General features: G+C 40.7%; 19 protein-coding genes and 1 CRISPR repeat array. Of the genes, 5 read left to right on the top strand and 14 right to left on the bottom strand.

Going from position 1 to position 21,657, the window contains the following annotated elements; genetic code table 11:
* Window positions 1-9 precede the first annotated feature (9 nt).
* Window positions 10-637: direct repeats of the CRISPR family, unit length 28 nt; unit sequence TTTCTAAGCTGCCTGTGCGGCAGTGAAC.
* Window positions 638-1,413: 776 nt separating this feature from the next.
* A complete protein-coding gene (locus J8L97_RS09680) occupies window positions 1,414-1,956 on the bottom strand; it encodes a TetR/AcrR family transcriptional regulator (RefSeq protein WP_211049118.1) in 543 nt (180 codons plus the stop codon).
* A 91-nt stretch (window positions 1,957-2,047) separates the two neighbouring features.
* On the opposite strand from J8L97_RS09680, the gene J8L97_RS09675 reads away from it, so the two are divergent.
* Complete coding sequence (locus J8L97_RS09675) at window positions 2,048-2,686, top strand: glutathione S-transferase family protein (RefSeq protein WP_211049116.1); 639 nt, start codon at window positions 2,048-2,050, stop codon at window positions 2,684-2,686.
* 264 nt (window positions 2,687-2,950) lie between these two features.
* Here J8L97_RS09675 and J8L97_RS09670 read toward each other — a convergent pair whose 3' ends face one another.
* From J8L97_RS09670 to J8L97_RS09640, 8 genes are all read right to left on the bottom strand, one after another.
* On the bottom strand, window positions 2,951-3,814 hold the full coding sequence (locus J8L97_RS09670) for a GyrI-like domain-containing protein (protein ID WP_312037147.1): 864 nt from the start codon (window positions 3,812-3,814) through the stop codon (window positions 2,951-2,953).
* A 358-nt stretch (window positions 3,815-4,172) separates the two neighbouring features.
* Window positions 4,173-4,394, bottom strand: a complete 222-nt coding sequence (locus J8L97_RS09665; RefSeq protein ID WP_211049114.1) for a hypothetical protein — start codon at window positions 4,392-4,394, stop codon at window positions 4,173-4,175.
* A gap of 53 nt (window positions 4,395-4,447) precedes the next feature.
* The gene (locus J8L97_RS23950; protein ID WP_211049112.1) at window positions 4,448-5,869 is read right to left on the bottom strand and encodes a methyl-accepting chemotaxis protein; all 1,422 of its coding nucleotides are present in this window, start codon (window positions 5,867-5,869) and stop codon (window positions 4,448-4,450) included.
* 14 nt (window positions 5,870-5,883) lie between these two features.
* Window positions 5,884-6,441 (bottom strand): MCP four helix bundle domain-containing protein, encoded by a 558-nt coding sequence (locus J8L97_RS09655; RefSeq protein ID WP_211049110.1) that lies wholly within the window; start codon window positions 6,439-6,441, stop codon window positions 5,884-5,886.
* Window positions 6,442-6,682: 241 nt separating this feature from the next.
* On the bottom strand, window positions 6,683-7,282 hold the full coding sequence (locus J8L97_RS09650; protein ID WP_211049108.1) for a glutathione S-transferase family protein: 600 nt from the start codon (window positions 7,280-7,282) through the stop codon (window positions 6,683-6,685).
* A 152-nt stretch (window positions 7,283-7,434) separates the two neighbouring features.
* Window positions 7,435-8,241, bottom strand: a complete 807-nt coding sequence (locus J8L97_RS09645) for a hypothetical protein (RefSeq protein ID WP_312037146.1) — start codon at window positions 8,239-8,241, stop codon at window positions 7,435-7,437.
* Between the two features lie 239 nt (window positions 8,242-8,480).
* A complete protein-coding gene (locus J8L97_RS23470) occupies window positions 8,481-8,660 on the bottom strand; it encodes a hypothetical protein (RefSeq protein ID WP_247688614.1) in 180 nt (59 codons plus the stop codon).
* Window positions 8,661-8,682: 22 nt separating this feature from the next.
* Complete coding sequence (locus tag J8L97_RS09640; RefSeq protein ID WP_247688613.1) at window positions 8,683-9,336, bottom strand: LysR family transcriptional regulator; 654 nt, start codon at window positions 9,334-9,336, stop codon at window positions 8,683-8,685.
* Between the two features lie 101 nt (window positions 9,337-9,437).
* On the opposite strand from J8L97_RS09640, the gene J8L97_RS09635 reads away from it, so the two are divergent.
* On the top strand, window positions 9,438-9,812 hold the full coding sequence (locus tag J8L97_RS09635; protein ID WP_211049106.1) for a nuclear transport factor 2 family protein: 375 nt from the start codon (window positions 9,438-9,440) through the stop codon (window positions 9,810-9,812).
* 863 nt (window positions 9,813-10,675) lie between these two features.
* Here the strand turns inward: J8L97_RS09635 and J8L97_RS09630 are convergent.
* Window positions 10,676-11,785, bottom strand: a complete 1,110-nt coding sequence (locus tag J8L97_RS09630; RefSeq protein ID WP_211049104.1) for an FAD-dependent monooxygenase — start codon at window positions 11,783-11,785, stop codon at window positions 10,676-10,678.
* Window positions 11,786-11,828: 43 nt separating this feature from the next.
* Window positions 11,829-14,294, bottom strand: a complete 2,466-nt coding sequence (locus J8L97_RS09625) for a LodA/GoxA family CTQ-dependent oxidase (RefSeq protein WP_211049102.1) — start codon at window positions 14,292-14,294, stop codon at window positions 11,829-11,831.
* 576 nt (window positions 14,295-14,870) lie between these two features.
* Here J8L97_RS09625 and J8L97_RS09620 point away from each other — a divergent pair.
* Genes J8L97_RS09620 through J8L97_RS09610 form a run of 3 tightly spaced genes read left to right on the top strand, consistent with a single transcriptional unit; the run spans window position 14,871 to window position 18,233 of the window.
* Window positions 14,871-16,661: a glycoside hydrolase family 3 protein gene (locus J8L97_RS09620; protein WP_247688612.1), complete on the top strand. Its 1,791-nt coding sequence runs from the start codon at window positions 14,871-14,873 to the stop codon at window positions 16,659-16,661.
* 20 nt (window positions 16,662-16,681) lie between these two features.
* The gene (locus J8L97_RS09615) at window positions 16,682-17,479 is read left to right on the top strand and encodes a D-glutamate cyclase family protein (RefSeq protein ID WP_211049098.1); all 798 of its coding nucleotides are present in this window, start codon (window positions 16,682-16,684) and stop codon (window positions 17,477-17,479) included.
* A 10-nt stretch (window positions 17,480-17,489) separates the two neighbouring features.
* Entirely contained in the window at window positions 17,490-18,233 is a 744-nt protein-coding gene (locus J8L97_RS09610; protein WP_210995040.1) for a 5-oxoprolinase subunit PxpA, read from the top strand.
* A gap of 126 nt (window positions 18,234-18,359) precedes the next feature.
* On the opposite strand, the gene J8L97_RS09605 is transcribed toward J8L97_RS09610, so the two are convergent.
* From J8L97_RS09605 to J8L97_RS09595, 3 genes are all read right to left on the bottom strand, one after another.
* A complete protein-coding gene (locus J8L97_RS09605) occupies window positions 18,360-19,922 on the bottom strand; it encodes a serine hydrolase (protein ID WP_211049096.1) in 1,563 nt (520 codons plus the stop codon).
* A 180-nt stretch (window positions 19,923-20,102) separates the two neighbouring features.
* On the bottom strand, window positions 20,103-20,825 hold the full coding sequence (locus J8L97_RS09600; protein WP_192509400.1) for a YebC/PmpR family DNA-binding transcriptional regulator: 723 nt from the start codon (window positions 20,823-20,825) through the stop codon (window positions 20,103-20,105).
* A 93-nt stretch (window positions 20,826-20,918) separates the two neighbouring features.
* On the bottom strand, window positions 20,919-21,551 hold the full coding sequence (locus J8L97_RS09595) for an HAD family hydrolase (protein ID WP_210995038.1): 633 nt from the start codon (window positions 21,549-21,551) through the stop codon (window positions 20,919-20,921).
* Between the last annotated feature and the right edge of the window lie 106 nt (window positions 21,552-21,657).

The raw sequence follows: 21,657 nt of genomic DNA, 5'->3' as shown, positions 1-21,657 counted from the left end.
CCCCCTTATCACCTAAGCTGCCTGTGCGGCAGTGAACATCGCAGTTGCGTTAGACGGTAATGATGTAGATTTCTAAGCTGCCTGTGCGGCAGTGAACTTTTAGATTTTTGTATGGGTTCTGGTACCTGTTTTCTAAGCTGCCTGTGCGGCAGTGAACTACCAGGGCAGCACCGCAGCCTTTGGCAGTTGTTTCTAAGCTGCCTGTGCGGCAGTGAACAGTAACAAAATTAGATCTCAAATGGCGAGATATTTCTAAGCTGCCTGTGCGGCAGTGAACTAATAGGGGCGTTGAGTGATCACCTAGTTGAATTTCTAAGCTGCCTGTGCGGCAGTGAACGGCAAGGGTGCATTATAGCCCTTGGCGATGACTTTCTAAGCTGCCTGTGCGGCAGTGAACTGCCATGGAAGCCGAAGCCGCCAGCGAAGTATTTTCTAAGCTGCCTGTGCGGCAGTGAACGCAAAGTCGGTGCTTAAAGCAAAGTTTGATCATTTCTAAGCTGCCTGTGCGGCAGTGAACCTTAGCGGCCCAACCAGACCAATCCTGTTCATTTTCTAAGCTGCCTGTGCGGCAGTGAACCAAGTAAGACTATAAGTGCGGTAATGAATAGCTTTCTAAGCTGCCTGTGCGGCAGTGAACAATAGACTATCATCATAAAAATAAGTTACAACAATTCGTTACGGTCAAAATACCATTTTAACCATATAAAAAACGACTAACTGTAACTGATTGTTTTATAGTTACTTTTTAAAGAGCCAAAATAATAGGGTATTTTCATCATGTTAGACTCGATAATGACATACAATATCCGCACCTGCTAATAATTAACCTCACATTACTGAATTCAGACATGTCATATGCCTGTTATTGTATTTTCCGTTTTCACCAGATCCTGAATCAAGTTCAGGAAGACAATAAAATTAACCCCTGTCAGCTGCTACTATTCACCCTCACCAGATCCTGAATCAAGTTCAGGAAGACAATAAAATTAACCCCTGTCAGCTGTTACTATTTACCCTCACTAGATCCTGAATCAAGTTCAAGAAGACAATAAAATTAATTCCTGTCAGCTGTTACTATTCACCCTCACTAGATCCTGAACCTAGTACAGGAAGACAATAAAATTAACCCCTGTCAGCTATTACTATTCACCCTCACTAGATCCTGAATCAAGTTCAGGAAGACAATAAAATTAATCCCTGTCAGCTGTTGCTATTCAGCCTCACCAGATCCTGAATCAAGTTCAGGAAGACAATAAAATTAACCCCTATCAGCTGTTACTATTCACCCTCACTAGATCCTGAATCAAGTTCAAGTAGACAATAAAATTAATCCTTGTTAGCTGCTACTATTCACCCTCATTATTCGTCTTCGCTCGATCTTGAAGCGAGCTCAGAAAAACAATAAGGAGCATGTTACATATCATTGTGAGCCGCTGATTCACATGCCGATAGCAGCTCTTCTTTTAAGCTTTCATCTGTTAATGTTTGCGCTAAAGCCACTGCACCAATCATAGTCGCCGCTTGAACAAGCGCTCCTTTTCGGTCATCCATATGGCTGTCTATGTAATCGACAAAACCAGAAAATACCTTTTCATATGTTTTGCGAATCTCGAGGTCTCTATGACGAATATCAGAAATGAGTAAAGCAATGGGGCAGAGTTGCGTTTTTTGCGCATCATTACTTTGGTGTAAATAATTATGTTTGAGCGCCTTAAATGAATTTTGACAACCAACTTCTAGCTGTTGTTTTGCCACTAAACCTGCAACAGGAATCGCTTCATGATACAACTGCGATTTAGATTTAAAATGGCTATAAAAAGCACCTCGGGTCATATTGGCTTTTTCCATCACTTCATCAATGCCAACACCATCAAACCCCTGCTCGACAAATAATTTGGCGGCAGATTCTAAAATACGCTGACGAGATTTCTGTTTATGATTTATATCCCAAGGCATGTTTTTCTCAAAAGTTTAAGAATATGTTATTGAACATATTGTCATGCTTTTTATTATGAGGTCAACCATCAAGTCCATTAAAGGAAATACCATGAATACACTCACTATTATTGGCCCGGAGTTTTCGACTTTTGTTAAAAGCATTGAGTTAATTTGCAAATACAAAGGATTAGATTACCAACTTAGTCTTGAGCATGAAGGAAAAGCATTAGAAGTCAGTAGCGATTCCCTAACAAAGCTACACCCTTATAAAAAAGTGCCAATCTTAATCGATGAGGGTTATATCTTGCCTGAATCTAACGCAATTGCACGTTACCTTGAGCATTTTAGCAGGCCCAGTATCTTTCATAGTAACCCTCAGGTTTATGGGCAAATAGATGCGTGGTCCAGTATGTTATCTATTTACGCTTTCCGTGCACTTATTAGTGACTACATTATTGAAATAAAATACCCCAGTGGTGCAAATAACCAAATTGATATGACTAAATTAACCGCTGCACAACCTGCCGCTTTGCAAACTTTGCACAATATCAATAAACAATTGGCTAATAATCATTATTTGGTTGCCAATCAGTTCTCACTAGCGGATGCGATAGCGCTGCCTATGTTAGATTACCATATGCATTTACCTGCACATTTGAACTTACTGGCTGAGTTCCCTAACGTCATCGCATACTACAAACGCATTCATGCTATGCCATTTTGTAAAGGGGTTTTACATACATTTTAGTCGATGGTAACTAGGGGCTGTATAAGCGAATTGGTCCAATAAAGCTATTTTTCTCACTCTCGGCGTTGCTTTCATTTGTAATAACCCGCTATTACTGCATAAAAGTGCCTGATATTGAACAAAATATCATTATTGGATTGTACGTAAGTTTGTTTACAACAATATTTCCTATTCCAAAACCCTTACCCAAACCTGAGGTTAACTAATAAAATTGTAACGCCTAACTTCAGTCGTCCCATTTTTACCACTGCACCCATTATGCATTTAGCGCAGTGGTAAAAAAATATCGGTCAACAAATCGCATTCATCCACTTCATGGATCAAGTTGATATATTGAAAAAAGCATGGGTGCTCAGCTGGCTGCTCATCTCTATCAATAAACCACTGCTGATAAAAGGCATTAATTGTATTGTCTAATGTCTCATGGCTGCCAATATGGCGCACTCTAGCACAGCGCATTCTGGGGATCTCCGCGTTTTTTACTGCAAACGCATTATTTGGCACCGGCTCAAGCACCGTGCCACATATTTTAAATCGAAATGCTTCAGACGCCATCGTACTTGGGTCACCATTTGGGATCCCAAATGTTTTGCTGCTGCGAATAGGCGATAACCCAGTCGTTTTTCTCCAATTCACAAATTGCCCAGCCGTTTCATATACCCGTTCAGCAGCACCTTTATGCTCAATAAAAGCAATCATCGTTTTCGGAAAAACGTCAACGGTAACATCAAGCTGTTCCACAGGCATACTCGTAATATTACACTCAAACACGCCATGCCACTGTGGCCATTGCGGTGTACACCTAAACCCCGAAGGGGTTTGATTGAATGTGCGTTTAAAGGCCCTTGTAAACGCTTCAGCACTATCAAAACCTGCTTTAATCGCGATATCGAGGATTTTCTTATCTGTCTCGAATGCCAGCTCAAACGAGGCACGTTTTAATCTCGCCAACAGAATATATTTACTCACTGTAATATGCATGTTGGCAACAAACAAACGATGAAAATGATATTTCGACAACGCGGCTACATCACTTAAGTGCTCAATACTCATAGGTATATCTAAGTTTTGTGCAATATAATCACAAACACGCTGAATACTTCGGTGCGGTGCTACCCTATTCTTCACTTTGTACACTCAATAACTGATCCTAAACTGTGGGAAGTATCGCAAAACAACAGAAGTGATACTTGACCAAGGTTGCGCTTTCCTAAAAAACCATATTACCTGAATCAAAATACGCATTTTACCGCAATTTTAAACCGCACAATTCGGCTTCCGCTTTATATCATTCATAAAAAATGGCCATTTAGCGCAACATCAATGGCCATTTATGAATTCGTAAAAACTAGTTCACCTTAGCCACCACATTTATTGAACTCTTCACTGGCTTTGGCATACACGGTACAAAAGTCATCGTTACCATTCGTTGCTGTAATTTTTCCACCGTCAAAAATAGCATTAATCACTTTACTTTTAGTGATCGTTAGTCTTTTGTTTTTACAGCCATAGCACCACACTCTGCAGCACTCGCCGCTTCTTTAAACTTAGAGCAACTTTGCTTACCTTTACACTTTTTATAACTTATTTTTTCCTTTCCGGGGCATGACGTTCTTGTGTACTGAATTTCACACGTCCCAGCGATCGCAACTTCCATAAAAAAATAAGCAAAAAACGCAATAAATAAACTCGCAATTTTAAATTTCATATAACGCTCCTCTCAATAAATAAGCCGAATTAAAGTAACTAATTGCTCAGCTACTAGGTTTTAAATCTGGTCAATAAAGTACGCTGGGTTTCAGCCATTTGAGCTAACTGTAGGCTTGCTTGTTGGTTATCTTTGGCTTGCTCAGTGGTTGTATTGGTAATATCTCGTATACTATTTACACTCTCTAACTGGGTGTTTGCGGCGACAGTTTGCTGCTCTGAAGCCGCTGCAATTTGTTGGCTCATGTCACGGATAGTTTGAATACTTTGCACAATAGACTGCAACATATTCTTCACGCTATTGATCCCATCGACGCATTCTCTTGAGGCTTGCTGAGAACTGGTCATACTCTCAACGGCCTGCTGTGCACCACTGATCAAGTTTTCAATGGCAGACTGAATCTCTTGTGTTGACTCTTGAGTACGGCTGGCCAATGACCTCACCTCATCAGCCACCACTGCAAACCCACGTCCTTGCTCTCCGGCTCTAGCCGCTTCTATTGCAGCATTGAGTGCCAATAAATTGGTCTGTTCTGCAATGCCTTTTATTTCAGCCAATACCGAACTAATACTGACCGTATCGTTATTTAGCTGCTGAATCACGTTTGCCGAGCCTTCTATGGTTTTACCCAACGCTGAAATACTCTCTACGTTCTTCAGTAACACGGTTTCCCCTTGTTCAGCTTCAGTACTGGCTTTTTCAACTTCTTCTAACGTGCTGTGAACACTTGCAGCAACAGAGGCGACTGTTTCTGTCATTTCGTTGATCGACGTACTCATTGCGTGCATTTGTGAACTTTGTTCATTGGCACTATTAAAGCTTTGATCAGCTATCACACTGGTTTGTTCTGCTGTACTGGCCAACAACTGCGAGTTATCCGATATTTCATTTAACGTATCGCGCAAACTATTTACGAGTTGCTGCATGCTTTGCGCCATCTCACCCAACCCATCTTCTTGCTCTTTTACAAACTGGACAGTCATGTCGCCCGTTGCTGCGGTTTTAATTTGTTGTATTGACATAGCTAACGGTACTTTGATTGAACGAGTCACTACAAATGACACTGCAATAGACAACACAATGATCAACCCAGCCAACATTGTGATCACAAATTGATTATCAGACACTGTACTTTCAGCCTGTGATTGAATCGAGCCAGTATAAGTCATTATTTGTTTCTTGAGCTCAGCGATTAATTCTCTGGTTTCCTTAGCATGCTGTTTAATAACATCGAAATCTTTTTTAACTTTGCCAAGTTGTTTCAATACACTTACTTTTGAGCTAATAGCGCTATCGCTGCCCGCTAATGCATTTTTAAAGCTCGTTAGGTTTTGATGCATTGATGCCAGTTCATCACTTCCTTGCAGCTCACTTGCCATTTGTATTTTATTAAATAATTCATCAATTTCGCTAACACTGCCTTGTAATTCAGACTGTACACCAAGCACCTCAAACACAATCTGTGAGCGTAGCACTGAGTTGGCACTATCTACCTAAGTGATACAAAGGTCGCTAAGAGGTCTATGGTCGCCTCTTGCTCTGCCATTCCTTCTAAATCGTATGCAAAACTTAAGCTTTCATCGCCCATATCACCGAACTCTTGTGCCAACTCATTGGTTTTTTCAATTTGGGTCAAAATGGCCAAATAGCCAGTGATGCTGGTGATTGACGTGGTGTAAAGCGCTGCATTGGTTTTCTCTAATTTAGAGAGTATTTCTGCAAACTCAGGTAGGCTATCTAACTGTAATGCAAGTGCTTGTAAATTGGTTTGGTTTTCATCGTATCGTTTGTCGAAATCAGCTTTAATGGTATTTGCTACACTACGACGCTCTGTCGCAAATAGCTGTATTAAGCTCAGTTCGGTTGCCAAAACACTTTCTGACAGTGCAGCACCAGATATTAAAGTTGGGACACTTTTAGTCGATACTTTTTGTATTCCCTTACCAATATTGGATATGCCCATTATAGATACAGAAAACAAAATAACAGACAAAAGCAATACGACCGCGAAACCACCAAATATTCGCCACGTAACAGTTAAATTCATATGATTTATCGTACAGATTGGTAATACTCAATGTATAGCAAAGATCCAAAAATTTGCGAATTTCAAAGGCAACGTCAGTTAACGTAACACCGCGACAATAATATGCCGTGTGCAGTTTGTATCAGGCTTTAAACAAACACCAACCAACCTGTTTACTGAAACAAAGCCAACTAACGTGCGCAGCGTTGGCTTTTGATTAGTATATGATTCATTGATGCAAACGATGAACTAAAATAAGGAGTTAAGGGACCGCCATAAAGCCAGGAAGAGATTCAACTTTCGACTGCCAATTAAGTATACTTGGGAATTTTCCATTAATATCAGAGGCGCCTTCAGCCAATTTAATATAACTATACAATGCAATATCTGCAATAGTGGGCGTACTGCAAGCCAGCCAATCATGAGAATGAAGTAAACGCTCTAAGCCCTGATATAACTGCGTTGTTACTACAATCGCTTGCTCATAATCACCGGGTTTATTCAGTTGTTTAATGCCTCTTAGCATAGCGGGCCCCATCACTAACGGACCAGATGAAACCGCTAATAACCTGTGTATCATCGCTTGTTTCACAGGGGAAGATGGGTACCAAATTCCAGAGTTATCAAATACTTTAGCCAAATAAACTAAGATAGCGCTAGAATCACAAATAACGCGTTCTGCATGTTTCAAAACAGGTACTTGGCCAAATGCGTTTAACTTCAAAAATGCGTCTGATTGATGCTGCTTAGCCTTTAAGTCAACGATTTCAAATTCATACTCCAGCTGAAGTATTGATAAAAACAATGACACTTTATGAGTATGCCCTGATAGCGGATGTCCATATAACTTAATATCTTCCATAATAAGCCCTTAATAATTAATGGTGTACAACAATCAACCATTAAACAATAGATCCCATTAAAAACAAAGAGTAATAATATGAACTTTACTTAACAAAGACACTTTTACCTGATGTCATAGCAGCACAAAGACGAGAGGGATGTACGTTATGCTTATAATGAGGGCTTGACACATTCGGCTAATGGCTGCCACGTATAACGTCCCGAGTGTAAAGTGTCGCGCGTTCTAATACTCATATTTGGGTTGCGTAGCTTTAACACTTTTCGTTTTTCAAAATAACCGTTTTTGAGGGCATCTTTTGTGATTGGGTGATGACTAAATAGCTGATCGAAACTGCCGTCATTTATTGCCCTGTGCAGCCCATCAGTTAAGCGCTTGCGTAGCCTATGATTATTTTTATTCACAAAAAAATACATCGCAGAGGGGTAACACAAACCAAAGCGGCTATCGATCTGTAGCTTAGGGTGGCCAACCACTTCAGACCAAGGCTCATGCAGAGCTCTGGGAAACAAATCAAAGCGCTTTTGTTCTAACATTTTCAATAAATTCTGCGCCCCAGCGGTTTCAACAGTCAAACTATTAAATGCATAAATCTTTGAATCAGGCCAATCGTTACCACTGCCGAATCGATAATCCAACAATGCAGTTGCATATTGATGTTTCTTTAGCCTTGATTGTAAGTCTTTATGAATAATAAAAATACGCGCCCCCATCATGCCCTTTAGCAATGGGATATAAACGGTACCTAATTTTTGCTCTCGTTTAATCGAGGTCATGCTCCAATGCACATCAATTAAATCAGCTTTAGCAAGCAGATCTAATGTTCTGGCCTGTGGGGTATCTTCAAGGGGGTTTTCAATTAATTGATATGGTCCATATTCAGGCATACTTTTTTCGAGTGCCAACCGTAATAAGTCAACATAATAGGTTTGCTTTGGATCAACAAATTTATGAGACACGTTGTATCTCACCGTATCAATGGCTTCACAATTCTCACTCAACAGCATTAATATAAAAAAAAGCAACAATCCATGACACTTACTCACAACCATAAAACTCTATCATTCCTTTAAAAACTTCGTTCATTATAGCAGAGTATCTATATTTGAAACGTAAATACGCGTATCTATTTGTCAACGCTCACATCAAATACGTATATTCTAACTATGATGTTTCGCACATCGTTCATCTCAAACTATTACGTTATATTGAACATTAAGTCATCAAAAGCAGTTTTAATGGCTGTTTGAGCAAGTTTGACGGTGGTAGGCACGGCACTTGTGTATGGGTGCACCGTATACACATCTGTTGCCATTAAGTACTGGTCAGTGTAGACCAGTGCTAACTGGGTATATTGAGGTAGTAGTATATTCGGCACAATCCCGATGCCAAATCCAGCGCTAATAAGCGATATTGTTTGGTATATGTGTTGCCAAAAACTGCTGCTTCTGTGATGATCCACCAGCTTTATAAAATGTATGATTTATCTGAGTACCTTGCCAATGATTCGCAATATAAGTCACAGAACTTAAATCAGGAGTATGATGTTTAGCTTTGCATAACACATCATAAAATCGGCCAATAAGTCGTTGCTTATAGCGACTGTCTTGACTCCTACCCACACGAATTGCTAAATCAATATCATGATGCATCAGATCCAACTGTTCATCTTGGCAAATCAATGACAAACGTACTTTTGGATGCGCTAAAAATGTCTTCGTTAATGCAGGTACTACCAGGGAGTCCATTAACGCATGTGGGGCGGTAATCGTGAGTTTGCCAGCTGGTTCGATTTGTTGCGCCATCACTTCATCCCAAGCTTGTTCTGAAATTTGATGCATTTTTACACAGTGGGCATAAAATCGTTCACCGCTAGGCGTTAACGATTGCCGACGTGTAGTGCGCTTTAACAGTGTAGTTGCTAATTCTCCTTCTAATTGTTTTAAGTGTTGACTCAATACCGATTTAGAGAGCCCTAGCTTCTCAGCAGCTTTAGTTATCGACCCAGCCTCCACAATGCGCATAAATAAATTCATATGGCGTAGCTTATTCATATTGTTTCACCAGATTAAACAGTATTTTCTATTAGTCTTGTTTTTCTTTACAAAGCATAGCGCTAAACTTGGTCGCAAGTAAACAATAGAGATAATAGAACATGGCACCACAAACCGTATTTGAAGCTTGTAAAACAGGTATTTTACAATGGCAAACCGCATTTAATAACCAAGATGCGGCTGGGTGTGCTGCCCAGTACCACCCTGAATGTACGATGGTTGCAAAACCATTTGGGACGTTTAAAGGCACTGAGCAAATACAAGCTTTATGGCAGCAAATTATTGATCAAGGTTTTCATGGTGTTGAATATAGCGATGTCATTTGGCAACCTGAAGGTACCGATGGTTATTTACTGACTTCACATTGGCAAATGAACAAAGCGTATGGAGTTGTACATAAAGAGCATTGGCAAGTTCAAAAAAACGGAAAAGCAGTTTTAATATACGATGAATTTGAGGTGCAAGGGGAGCGGTAGAAAATATGAGCAGTTAACTTACACGCCTTCTTCCTAATCAGTGTTCCTCCTATTTAGTCTTCCACCAAATCAGTCTTCCTGACGCAGGTCAGGATCCATTTACGTTTCGTGTATTCAAACATGGACCCTGAAATAAATTCAGGGAGACGAAATCTTACGCTCTGAAATGAAGCGAAGATGTTAGCCCTAAAATGAAGTCAGGGAGACAAAGGTGTTAGCCCTGAATTCAGATAGACGAAGACGTTAAGCCTTGAATGCATTCAGAAAGGTGAAGGTACTGAGCTCTAAAAAGAGTATAGAGAAGTGTAAGTTTTTAACGGATGCAACAGCCTTCTACTGATGCACCTGCCGTTAACTTATGCGCCGTCTTCCTATTCAGCGCTCTACCAAATCAGTCTTCCTGACGCAGGTCAGGATCCATTTGCGTTTCGTGTATTCAAACATGGACCCTGAAATAAATTCAGGGAAACGAAGTCTTAAGCTCTGAAATGAAGTCAGAAATACGAAAGTGTTAAGCCCTCAATGGATCCTGATAGGTAAAAGCGCTGAAATCAGTCCTCCACCAAACCAGTCCTCCACCAAACCAGTCCTCCACTAAATCAGTCTTCCTGACGCAGGTCAGGATCCATTTGCGTTTCGTGTATTCAAACATGGACCCTGAAATAAATTCAGGGAAACGAAGTCTTAAGCTCTGAAATGAAGTCAGAAATACGAAAGTGTTAAGCCCTCAATGGATCCTGATAGGTAAAAGCGCTGAAAAATGAGGAGTAAGGTCATCCAAAATAGGTTCACAAAGCGAAAAGGAGTACCGTTCTCAGCAAAGGCCTAATAGAGAAAAGGTTATCATGTATGCGAACTATTCACTAACTCACTAACATGCATTCATTTGTCATTTTTAATTGTTGCTTACTTTGCCAAAATGGCGACCCTTGCCAGCGTTGCTCTGCATTATAGCGCTGCACCAATTCATTTAAGTACGTATTGTAAATTGAAGTCATTTGTTCGGAGTAATCCGCTAACCCAGCACGATTACCCGCAAAAGACTGCATGATTGCATGACATGCTTTTTCTGCCATATACATACTCGTTGTCATCCCGTGTGATGATAAGGGATCAAACGACATTGCAGCATCACCTACCATCAGCCAAGTATCTCCTGTTAACTGACTGCATATATGACTGCTAGCATTCACCATTTTTACTTTTGTGCTATGTTCTTGAGGAATAAATTGCTTAAAGTACAGTGAGTCTTGACTAATTCCATGCCAATTTTCAAACGATTTATATAACTCAAAGTCAGGTGAAGCTTGGTTGCTAAAAATAGCCAACATGTTTTGATTTTGGTTCATTTTAGACACCAACCCCCAGTGATTTTGCTGGGCTTCAACAAGCACTGGATGACTGAGCTTTTCGCCCGATATTCTTGGTACATTCACCACAAATCCCATTAACTTATCAAAACAGTGACGCGAAATATTTAAAGCTCTTGGTAAATACCCTTGTCGGCCACTGGCATCAACAACAAAACGCGCACACACCTCAATAACTTGCCCATTACTTTTACTACCAAGTAACCAATGCGATGGTTGTCGCTCGATACTGATTACTTTATGCAGTTTGACTACCGAGTCTGGTAAGTCATATGCTAGCTGCCTAACTAGGCCTTGTTTATCGACTTTCCAGCCATGCCCTTGCATAGTTGACTCTAAACGAGGGTGCTGCAGTTGTGCAGCCCCCCATGATGAAAAAGTACCAGAACAAGGAAAGTGTATTTCATGCTGTAAATATTTCATCAAACCCAGCCGCTCTAACAATGGGTTAACCGTTGCAGGCAAACTTTCAGCAAAGCTCATGTTTATAGGCTTATCATCATGAAACAAAACAACTTTGAAACCTTGAATTGCTAACTCCTTAGCCAGTAATACACCGCTTACTCCCATTCCAATTACGGCGCAATCAAATTTTACAGTCATTTTTACTCTCATCAAAATAGCGCCCTTACGAGCGCATCTTATTTTAGTTTTTATCCGCTTTGCTGTAAGCAACATAAACCACTTCTGGAATACCCGTATTCTCTCCTTGTTCAACAGGTCGAGCCATTACCATTCCCATATTCTTCCATTGTGTGACCATCTGAATTAAGCCATTGGTATAGCCTCCTTCTGCGTGATAACCAACAAATCCCAAATCGGCAGTATGCAGCCAATCAAGTCGTTGTGAATATTGTTCCAATCGCAGTTGATCAAATGATGCATCTGTCATGCCCTGTGCAATTTTGTGATCAAAACCATTGGGGGTTTCTGTATCTGAGTTTTTACCATCTTTAAATTTGTTGTAACGCGCAAGAGGCACGATATGTACAGGCAAGTTAGCTGCCCACCAAGCTGGTATAGGAAAGTCTTCTGGAGTGTAAACAGCTTGGCAACTCGCAGCATCTGATTGCCAAGGGATCCCCATCCATTTGGTTAAATCTCCAGGTGTATTTTTCCAAAACCAACTTGCATCAGAGTCAGGTATTATCGACTTTTCAACATCAGACACTTGTATTACATGACCAAAATCTTGATACATGTTCAAATCATTGGCTGCCTGAGTTAATCTAAATTCACTTAAACCGAGTAAGCTTATTTGGTCATTAACACCAGATTTTCTCTCATTTTCTGAGTAAATATGTTTATGACGCATAGGCCAGGTCAGTTCTACTCCTGGGTGAAAACCACCCCCATATAGTGCATCTAACGCTGCCCGTGCCGATAGCAATGCTGGATGGGATGAGTCTGCAAATGTATCAATATAGAATTTAGCCATTGAATCAATTGTGTCTGCGTGACTTTTCTCATCATCCGTAACGGTAAAGTTACCTTGTGACCAATTTAATAAGTGCTGATACATGAACGGTGGGATAGCAAACCATTGCATTGGGCTACCAGGATAATCCACCCCATCATTGGGATAAAATGGCAGCTGTAATTTGTGTGTAGCTTTGCGCCCTTTAATGTCCGTGGTATCTTTGCTTGGAATAATCCGACTGGTATTGATCCATTCACTATCAGTTTGACCTGCATCTTGCTTATCTACAGCTTCATCAAACATCGGGTTTCTAAACTGCTTAAATATTTCTTCTCGTAATTCACTTGTGGCACAGCCATTATCAAGCAATTTTGCAAACTGATTTTGACTACTGAGTTCACCCATCACTGTATTTACTTGATTGTCGGAGAAGTCCGCTTGGTTAACCCATTGCATACGATATAAACGATATAAAATTGGAAATACATCGCTAAATTGGGTTTTTAATCCAGCTAAATCAGCCTCTTTAAATTGTGACCCACTGACCATATCGTATAAAGTGACAAGTGGTTCAATTTGAGGCGCAAAGTCAGGCGGCGCTGTTGCAATCCATGCGCTATTGTTTTCTTGGTTTATTTTTACAATATTCCCATTTTTTAAGGTTAATTCAGCACTTACGCTACCATCACAAATATCATCATACCAATTAGAGTTGTCTGCAAAGTCGGTATTTAAAGACGACGGAGTCATTGCTTGTGATACCCCGTCTCCAGCATAAAAAGACAATACACCAGAGTCTGAACAACTAATGCTCCCTTGCAAAACATTGTGTCGCTCAGTCATATTAAGCAAGTTTGTCAGACGACTCTCTTGATCGGCTTCATTAGCAGGAAACTTGCCACTTAACTTAACGACGTCATTCTGATTACTCGATACCATCCCCTTACTGCGGATCACTAACTGCTGACGCAATTTGTTACCCAGTACATTCGGATTTCGCCGCTTTGCTGTTTGAGCTGGGGCCAGCCTTTCTAAACTAACATTCTTAGACAAATTACCTGATCCTTCCGATAATAATGACAAATCGAGGGCATTATTATAGTCGTACCAAAATGCTTTTTTGTTTGCCACACTCACATGCCATGTCACCTTCTCACCATCTCCCAATGTCACTTTTTCTATTGGGTTACCTTGCAGGTCACACTTATAAAGATAAAAGCGCTGTGCTTGTTTTTTAACGGCCCCTAAAAATTTATCCGCTAATACTGCAACAACCAAATCTTCAACAAGGCCGAGTAAAGAGAAGTTAACGATTGACTGTGGTAAAGTCGCATCATCTAGCTTACGCTCAAGTTCCTGTTTTGAGATAACCTTCCCGAGATTAGACTCGATGATTGCGATAGACAACTGACTCTTATGATCACCAGCCAGTTCAGTAACAACCGACTCAGAGACATATTCTTTTACTTGTAAACCGACAGTGTTAACTGCGTCACCTAGCCCCTCAGCAAATACTCTTTGTACGAGTGCTTTTAAATCTCCAAGTGTTACCAAATACTCTACATCTGTATCGTATAAATGTTGCCAAGGTACCTCTGGAGTAAAAACCGCTGTTTCGGATTGAGCAGGACCATTACCAACACGTGCCACGCCAAGTGGTGGATAAATTTTATAGGTATACTGATCAGACATGGTGTTTCCTTATCGATTTTGAGAGATAACACGCACCATTGCATATGACTATACAGATGGGGTGCCAAGTAGATTATGAATAACCAGTGTAGTCAAATACGAATAAATATCGATTACATGACATTACATCATTCAACTCTCCAAACCTGTACTCCTGACGTTGGTCTGGGTGTAACTCCCCCCCTAGCCGTCGTCCTGACGCAGGTCAGGATCCACAAGCACAAAGTGCTCCCTTTGCATGGACCCTGAAATAAATTCAGGGAGACGAAGCAAAATAAATTCAAGGAGACGAAGGAAAACAAACTCAGAAGGACGAAAAATAAATTGAGAGATACGAGGGAAAATGAATTCAGGGAGACTACAAGTAAGTTCATGCGGATGTTTACGCTATGTGCATAGGAATATAACCCAATATCGTTCATAACACATTAATTGTCGATGCGATTAACTTCGCTTAACAATGTGCTATATACATACCTATTTCAATGTTAAATTAGTAGCTAATCATTTGATGTCTTTCACAAGTTTTATATGGCACTCTCACAAATTTTAAAACCTTTAGGTATCGTTATCAGCATGACAATTCATCAACTTGCAATGGCAAACACTCCACTCAATGAGCAACTCGGCCAAAAGCTGATGCTAGATTTTCGTTATTTCTGTGAAAATGGCAAGAGTTCAGCATGTCGCACACCGATGAAAAAGCTCCCCAAAGCACTGGCGCAAGTCATCACTAAATACCACATTGGAGGCGTGATTTTATTTGCTGAAAATGTGCAAGACATCGCACAAATAATCGAATTAAACAAAGCACTTCAAAGTGCAGCTAAACAACCTTTATTTATTGCAATTGACCAAGAAGGAGGACGTGTCGCTCGTATTAACCGAGAAGTTGCCACCTCTTTTACTGGCAACATGAGCATTGGTGCAACGTACCCTAAACACGGCACTTTTTATGCCACTGAGGTTGCCAAAGCCATTGGAAAAGAACTCAACAGTTTGGGAGTTAATGTTAACTTTGCGCCCACAGTTGATGTCAATATGAATGCTGAAAATCCAGTCATCAACGTACGTTCGTTTTCGGAAAACCCCGATGAAGTTGCTAAACTGGGCGCAGCCCAAGTGACTGCCTTTGAAAATGAGCGTGTTATATCCGCTTTAAAACATTTTCCGGGCCATGGCGATACTCACATTGATAGTCATACTGGGCTGCCAAAGGTTACGCATACCCAAGACACTATTTGGCACAATGATTTAGCCCCTTTTAAGTACATCATTGATACACATGCGCCTGGCATGATCATGACAGCACATATTCAATATCCTGCTCTTGATAACAGCGAATTAACGAATAAACATGGTCAAAAAATGCTAAAACCCGCCACTATGTCGCGGGCCATAATGCATGATTTACTCAGGACCAAACTAGGCTATGAGGGAGTGATTGTTACCGATGCATTGGATATGGCTGGGATCAGTGATTTTTTCACCCCAGATCAAGCTGTTATTGAAACATTTAAAGCGGGCGTTGATATCGCATTGATGCCTATTGCAATTCGTACCCCCCATGATATTCAAAAACTGGATTCACTAATATCAAGTTTGGTAACAGCCGCCAACACTCAAGAATTAAACAAACATGACATAGCACAATCGGCAACGCGAATTGCTACGTTAAAACAACGGTTCTTAAACACTTCAACACACCCATCTATCAACATAGCGCACGCAACCTTAGGTAATCCAAGTCACCGGCAGTTAGAAGCGAACCTTGCAGTTGCAGCTATTACTGAGGTAAAAAATTCAGGACTATTACCAATAAAGCCTGTATCAACCCAGCCTAAAAAAACACACCTCCACCTTATTATGCCTGATACTCGCAAGTGCATTGCACTCGAACAAGCATTACAAAAGTTAAGTAAGCATGCCTTCCATATTACCTGTAGCAGCCTACAAGGGTTCGACCCTACAGCAGCTAATAACGCGATTGAACACGCCGATATCATAATTGCAGCTCATGCCAGCCCACAACAAAGTGCCGTAGAAATAGGGGGTATGGATGACGTAGCGGAATTATCAGATCATGGTGTATCTCGACATGACCAACCAAAAGTATTGCACCAACAAATGAGCTTAGCGAAGCGCCTGAAAAAGCCAGTCTTATTTATTAGCTTACGTGCACCATACGAAATTACAGAGTACGCGGCTATCAGTGACGCAATTTTAGCTAGCTATGCCTATAATATTGATATAGACAATAAAAATCAGGTCTCTGGTCCCGCTTTTACAGCATTAGCTCGGGTAATTTTAGGACTTGATAACGCGCAAGGTGTGTTACCCGTTACAGTGACTCTGCCTAACAAATAAATTTTCTGAGGGCCTTAACTATGGATCCATCGGCATCATTAACCGCACCTCATGCGATACGAAAAATGATCCGGGAAGGCGATTATTCAGGCCCAACCATCGGTTTTGTACCAGGTTTTACTCAATGTAATATTATTATCTTACCGAAAGAATATGCTTATGACTTCCTACAATTTTGCCATTTAAATCCAGATGCATGTTCACTTATGGCTTACAGTGATTCACCGGGTTCATATACTCTTGGAACGTTGGGTAAAGATATTGATATTCGTACCGATATTCCGCGTTATAGAGTATTCAAGAATGGCCAACTCATTGAAGATGTACACGACCTTTCTCCAATTTGGCAACCAGATTTAGTGACTTTTGCGTTAGCGAGTTACCTAAGTTATGACTATGCGCTAAATTGCGCAGGATTAAAAAGCTCAGCCATTAACCCATTGCATTGCTTGCCTTTATACATCTCAACATTACCTTGTAAAAGCGCAGGAATATTTTCTGGATTTAATGTGGTGAGTATGCGCCCTTTTACCCCATCAGATCTTGTAAAAGCAATACAAATCGGAGCACTTAACCGATCACCTCATGGCCTTCCTGTACATTGTGGCGAACCTAAAGACATCGGTATTTATGACTTAAACAAACCCGTATTTGGTGAACCAATAGACATAAATAAAAAGTGCATGCCCGTTTTTTGGACATCGAACATGACAGCTCAACTCGCAATTACCAAAATAGCGCCCAAATTGTGTATTATTAACAGTCCTGAACATTTGCTGGTCACCGACCAACAAGATGTTAGCTTAGCAATCAAATAAAGGTAAAAGCATGCTGTTAAATTGTGACTTAGGCGAAAGCTTTGGTGCGTGGACAATGGGTCTTGATACGAAAGCGATGGCAGAAATTGACTGTGCAAATATTGCTTGCGGCTTTCATGCTGGAGATCCAGATGTTATTGCTGCCACATTACAACTCGCCAAGCAGCATAACGTAACTGTCGGGGCACATCCAAGCTACCCAGATAAGCAAGGTTTTGGACGACGCTCTATGCAGATGCAACACCAAGAATTAATACATTGCCTGCATTATCAGATTGCGGCCCTAGAAGGCATGGCTAAAGTCTATGGTATTACGCTCAAGTACGTAAAACCTCATGGTGCTCTGTATAATGATATGATGCGTGACAATGCTATCTTAAAAAGTGTTTTACAGGCCATCGCCGACTACCCTAGCGATTTAAAGCTGATGATGTTAGCAACGCGCAAACAAAGTGAACACCGCCTACTTGCTAACACCTACAATGTTGCAGTTTTATTTGAAGCATTTGCTGACCGATTATATACAGATGATGGACTGCTGAGCCCCAGAAGCATGCCTACTGCGGTGCATGATAAAACAGCTTTACTTGCTCAAGTTACACAATTAATAACTCACCAGAGCGTACAAACCAATTCAGGAAAGACCCTTCCCTTGGCTGCTGATACATTATGTGTTCATGGTGACAATGAAGACAGTATTGCGCTTGTCAAAGAGATCCGTGCTTTATTGAACAACACAGCTATCGCACGCTAAGTTTGTAAAGCCCCTTTACATAGAGGCACTGTGACAAACGCACCAACAAGATTGAATAGCAACAAATATAACTTAGCTACGCTATATTTGTTGCTCTGGCCATAAGGTTGTCTTATGACCATCAATTTATTGCTGAAAAACCGTGGTGCCATTGATACCTTTGCTATGTAATAACTTAATCGCTTGGTCTTGAAAGGTTTCCGCCGCATCGCTATATGGCTGCCCTGCCCATGTGTACATATGCACATCAAGCGGTGTTACATGCGATGCATACACCCCCCAAAATCCAGAGTGACCGACGGTTTGATAATTTTTTTCTATCACCTTTTCCATAGCTAAACCATAGAACTCAGTTGGTCCTTCAAGCTCTTCTTCAGCTGTTGTTGTTTTTCGCCAGTACGACTTCAACTCGGATCGCAATGCTGCATCTAAAATAAATTGGTCACTATGTAGTGCGCTAAAGAAAGCGTTCAAATCATCTAGTGTTGAAACTATTCCCCCTCCTGCCCAAGCAAATGACGTATTAACACCCAACGCTACAACATTATGATTACCATTGAGATATTGATACTCAGGTGCATCAGTTTGGATCATAAAGAGGTGTTCAATGGGTCCCTGTCCTTTTTTAGCTTGATGATAATCCATATAGGTATGCTGCATATCAAGCGGCAAAAAAACATGCTCCTCCAATAAAGCTTCAAAAGTTTGACCAGTAAATTTTTCTAACGTCCAAGCCAACAAATCAGAATTGCTATTCCCATATAAATAGGCTGAACCAGGCATCGTTTCTAGCTCTTTGGTTAACCCCCGCTCTAATAACTCCTGTATCAATAAATCAGAGTGCCACCGCTGAGGGACATTATGATCTTGCTGTGTTAACGCCTCTAAGAAGGCGCGCGTGTCCGGTGCTTGAAAATCTTGTAAGTAAGAAACAAAATCTCTTATTCCAGTACTCTGATCCAGTAACTGCCTTATTGTGATTGTTTCCCCTTGCTTAGTGTCGCCAGAGTGATGTAAATCGCCCACCGTAAAGCCTTGTGGCATATCTGTATCAGTCAATAATGCTCCAATTGGTGTATCCAGCGTAAACAGCCCCTTTTCGATTAACTTAAATGTGACCGCAGCAGATAACGTTTTTGACACACTCGCGATCCGAAATTGATGTTCTGGTGTCATTGGCTGTCTCGTCGCTTGCTGCGCTAACCCCGCAGCATCTTGCCAAACAATGCCGTCTCCAAAATCAATGAGCGAAGCCATATTAATGATTTCACCCTCATGTTGCGTAAAAGTACTATCAAACAATGTCGATAAGGGTTCAAATATATGCTCTTGTAAGCTACCTACTTGAATCGTAATACGTTCAGAGCGTTTAAAGTTCTTTTTATCTATGGCACTGACAACATATACGTACTCTCCGGCCTCGTGCGGTAACATGAAAGTCATTTTATTAGAGCCTACCGCTTGATCGACAAACTCTGTAGTACCGGGCCCTTGAACTTGTTGCCACTCAATTGCATTTAGGTCATTATCTTCATCAGTAATATCAGCAGTAATTGTTAAGTGTGTTGTTGCGATTGCGGTAAAGCTCGTTTTTTCTAACGTAATTTTCGGTGCATGACTACTGGAACCACATGCCGTCAAAATTAAACTAGCAACCAAGAGAGTTAGTGGTTTTATCGAGAGTTTCATTGTATGCCTTTCCTTTGCTTAAAAAGTAGTAAGGCCAAAATATAGTGCAGTGTAAAAAAGGAAACTGTTGTCAATAGTTAGCATTTTGTCAGCAAATGTGAAATTGCGTTAGGATTAATTCAGACATAAAAAAACCGAGCTTCGAGCCCGGTTTTTAAAATAACCCAATCGTAAAAATAATTAATTTACAATCGCGTTATGATAAATGTTTTGCACGTCATCACAATCTTCAAGCATACCCATAAACTTTTCGAAATTTGCAATATCATCTTCATTGGTAATTTCAACTTGAGTTTGTGGTACAAACGTAATTTCGTCTACTTCAAAATTAATGTCAGGGAATGCTTCTGTCAGCGCCGTTTTTGCTTTGAAATACTCTGTATGAGGTGCAAATACTGACACTTTACCGTCTTCCACTTCAACATCTGTTACATCGACATCAGCCATCATCAGCGCTTCCAGCACAGCTTCGTCGTCATCACCAGCAAAGCCAAGTATTGAAAAGTGATCAAACATATGTGCAACACACCCTGGGCTGCCAATTTTTGAATCAGTTTTTGTAAATGGTAATCGAACATCTTTAATCGTGCGATTCGGATTATCCGTTAAACAATCAACAATCACCATACAGTTACCAGGGCCATAACCTTCATAACGTGCTGGAGAATAGTCTTCACCTGCACCACCTGCTGCCTTTTCCAATGCTTTATCAATAACATGGGCCGGTACTTGATCTTTTTTCGCTTTTTCAATTAAACGACGTAAAGATTGGTTTGTATCCGGATCAGAGCCACCATTTTTTGCGACAACGTAAATTTCTTTTCCGTATTTTGAGTTTACTTTGGTTTTTGCCGCCGCCGTTTTTGCCATGGCGTTTTTGCGGACTTCAAATGCTCTGCCCATCTTAATTCTCGTTTTATAAAATTAAATTGCCGAGATTTTAACAAGACTAAGTCAAATGAGCTAGAGCGGATCTCACTTTGTCCAATGATAATATCATTGAGTCGATAAAATCAGGCGAGGTAATTCACTAAAATGATGCATAACGAATTGCGCTTCCGATGCATAGGCTGGGACGCACTCTGGTGCATACAAACACGCTCTCATACTCGCATTGTGCGCAGCTTGGATATCATATAAATAATCTCCAACATAAATACAATTTTTGGCATTAAAATGCCACAGTTTAGCAATATGCAGTAATGCAGTTGGATCGGGCTTAGCGGGCGCATCATCACGGGTTATCATGGTTGCTATGGGAATGTGGCAATGGCGTACTTTAAGCTCTGCTGCTTTTGTATAATTACGCGTCACAATGGCCATCGGAATGCTCATATCAATTAATGCTTCTAGGCAATCTCGTACCCCAGGTAGTAACTCAGCAGTCTGTGCATCCATTAACTCATGTTGATGTACAATGTGCATTGCTTCTTGACGCATGTAAGGCGAAGGTAAATTATCAATATATGTAAGCAGGTCTTGCTCATGTGGGCAGCCAACTTGAGCTTTGATGATAGAAAAGTCAAGCCCAGAGCTTACCAAGGTGCCATCTAAGTCAAATATAACTCCCTTTATTTCAGATGACGAGACTACACTAGACGATTCGTGTTGTACTGTCGCTTGAGCCATAATATTCCTTGCCCTCTCAGCTATTTTGAATTTAACTTTAGTTTACGTTATCACCACTTGCAAAGATCACTTGTTGATGAAATTTTCTCACTATGCTATGAGCCAT

Source organism: Pseudoalteromonas sp. MMG012 (assembly GCF_018100875.1).
Classification (GTDB): domain Bacteria; phylum Pseudomonadota; class Gammaproteobacteria; order Enterobacterales; family Alteromonadaceae; genus Pseudoalteromonas; species Pseudoalteromonas aurantia.
Note: the sequence above shows the minus strand (reverse complement) of the source record. Positions and strands in the feature narration are given on the sequence as shown.

Coding starts and splice junctions, on each gene's coding strand:
- J8L97_RS09595 (WP_210995038.1), bottom strand. CDS start 21,551: ATGGCTCAAGCGACAGTACAACACGAATCGTCTAGTGTAGTCTCGTCA.
- J8L97_RS09615 (WP_211049098.1), top strand. CDS start 16,682: ATGGATCCATCGGCATCATTAACCGCACCTCATGCGATACGAAAAATG.
- J8L97_RS09650 (WP_211049108.1), bottom strand. CDS start 7,282: ATGGAAGATATTAAGTTATATGGACATCCGCTATCAGGGCATACTCAT.
- J8L97_RS09625 (WP_211049102.1), bottom strand. CDS start 14,294: ATGTCTGATCAGTATACCTATAAAATTTATCCACCACTTGGCGTGGCA.
- J8L97_RS09665 (WP_211049114.1), bottom strand. CDS start 4,394: ATGAAATTTAAAATTGCGAGTTTATTTATTGCGTTTTTTGCTTATTTT.
- J8L97_RS09605 (WP_211049096.1), bottom strand. CDS start 19,922: ATGAAACTCTCGATAAAACCACTAACTCTCTTGGTTGCTAGTTTAATT.
- J8L97_RS09655 (WP_211049110.1), bottom strand. CDS start 6,441: ATGAATTTAACTGTTACGTGGCGAATATTTGGTGGTTTCGCGGTCGTA.
- J8L97_RS09635 (WP_211049106.1), top strand. CDS start 9,438: ATGGCACCACAAACCGTATTTGAAGCTTGTAAAACAGGTATTTTACAA.
- J8L97_RS09600 (WP_192509400.1), bottom strand. CDS start 20,825: ATGGGCAGAGCATTTGAAGTCCGCAAAAACGCCATGGCAAAAACGGCG.
- J8L97_RS09630 (WP_211049104.1), bottom strand. CDS start 11,785: ATGACTGTAAAATTTGATTGCGCCGTAATTGGAATGGGAGTAAGCGGT.
- J8L97_RS09640 (WP_247688613.1), bottom strand. CDS start 9,336: ATGAATAAGCTACGCCATATGAATTTATTTATGCGCATTGTGGAGGCT.
- J8L97_RS09680 (WP_211049118.1), bottom strand. CDS start 1,956: ATGCCTTGGGATATAAATCATAAACAGAAATCTCGTCAGCGTATTTTA.
- J8L97_RS09610 (WP_210995040.1), top strand. CDS start 17,490: ATGCTGTTAAATTGTGACTTAGGCGAAAGCTTTGGTGCGTGGACAATG.
- J8L97_RS09620 (WP_247688612.1), top strand. CDS start 14,871: ATGACAATTCATCAACTTGCAATGGCAAACACTCCACTCAATGAGCAA.
- J8L97_RS09675 (WP_211049116.1), top strand. CDS start 2,048: ATGAATACACTCACTATTATTGGCCCGGAGTTTTCGACTTTTGTTAAA.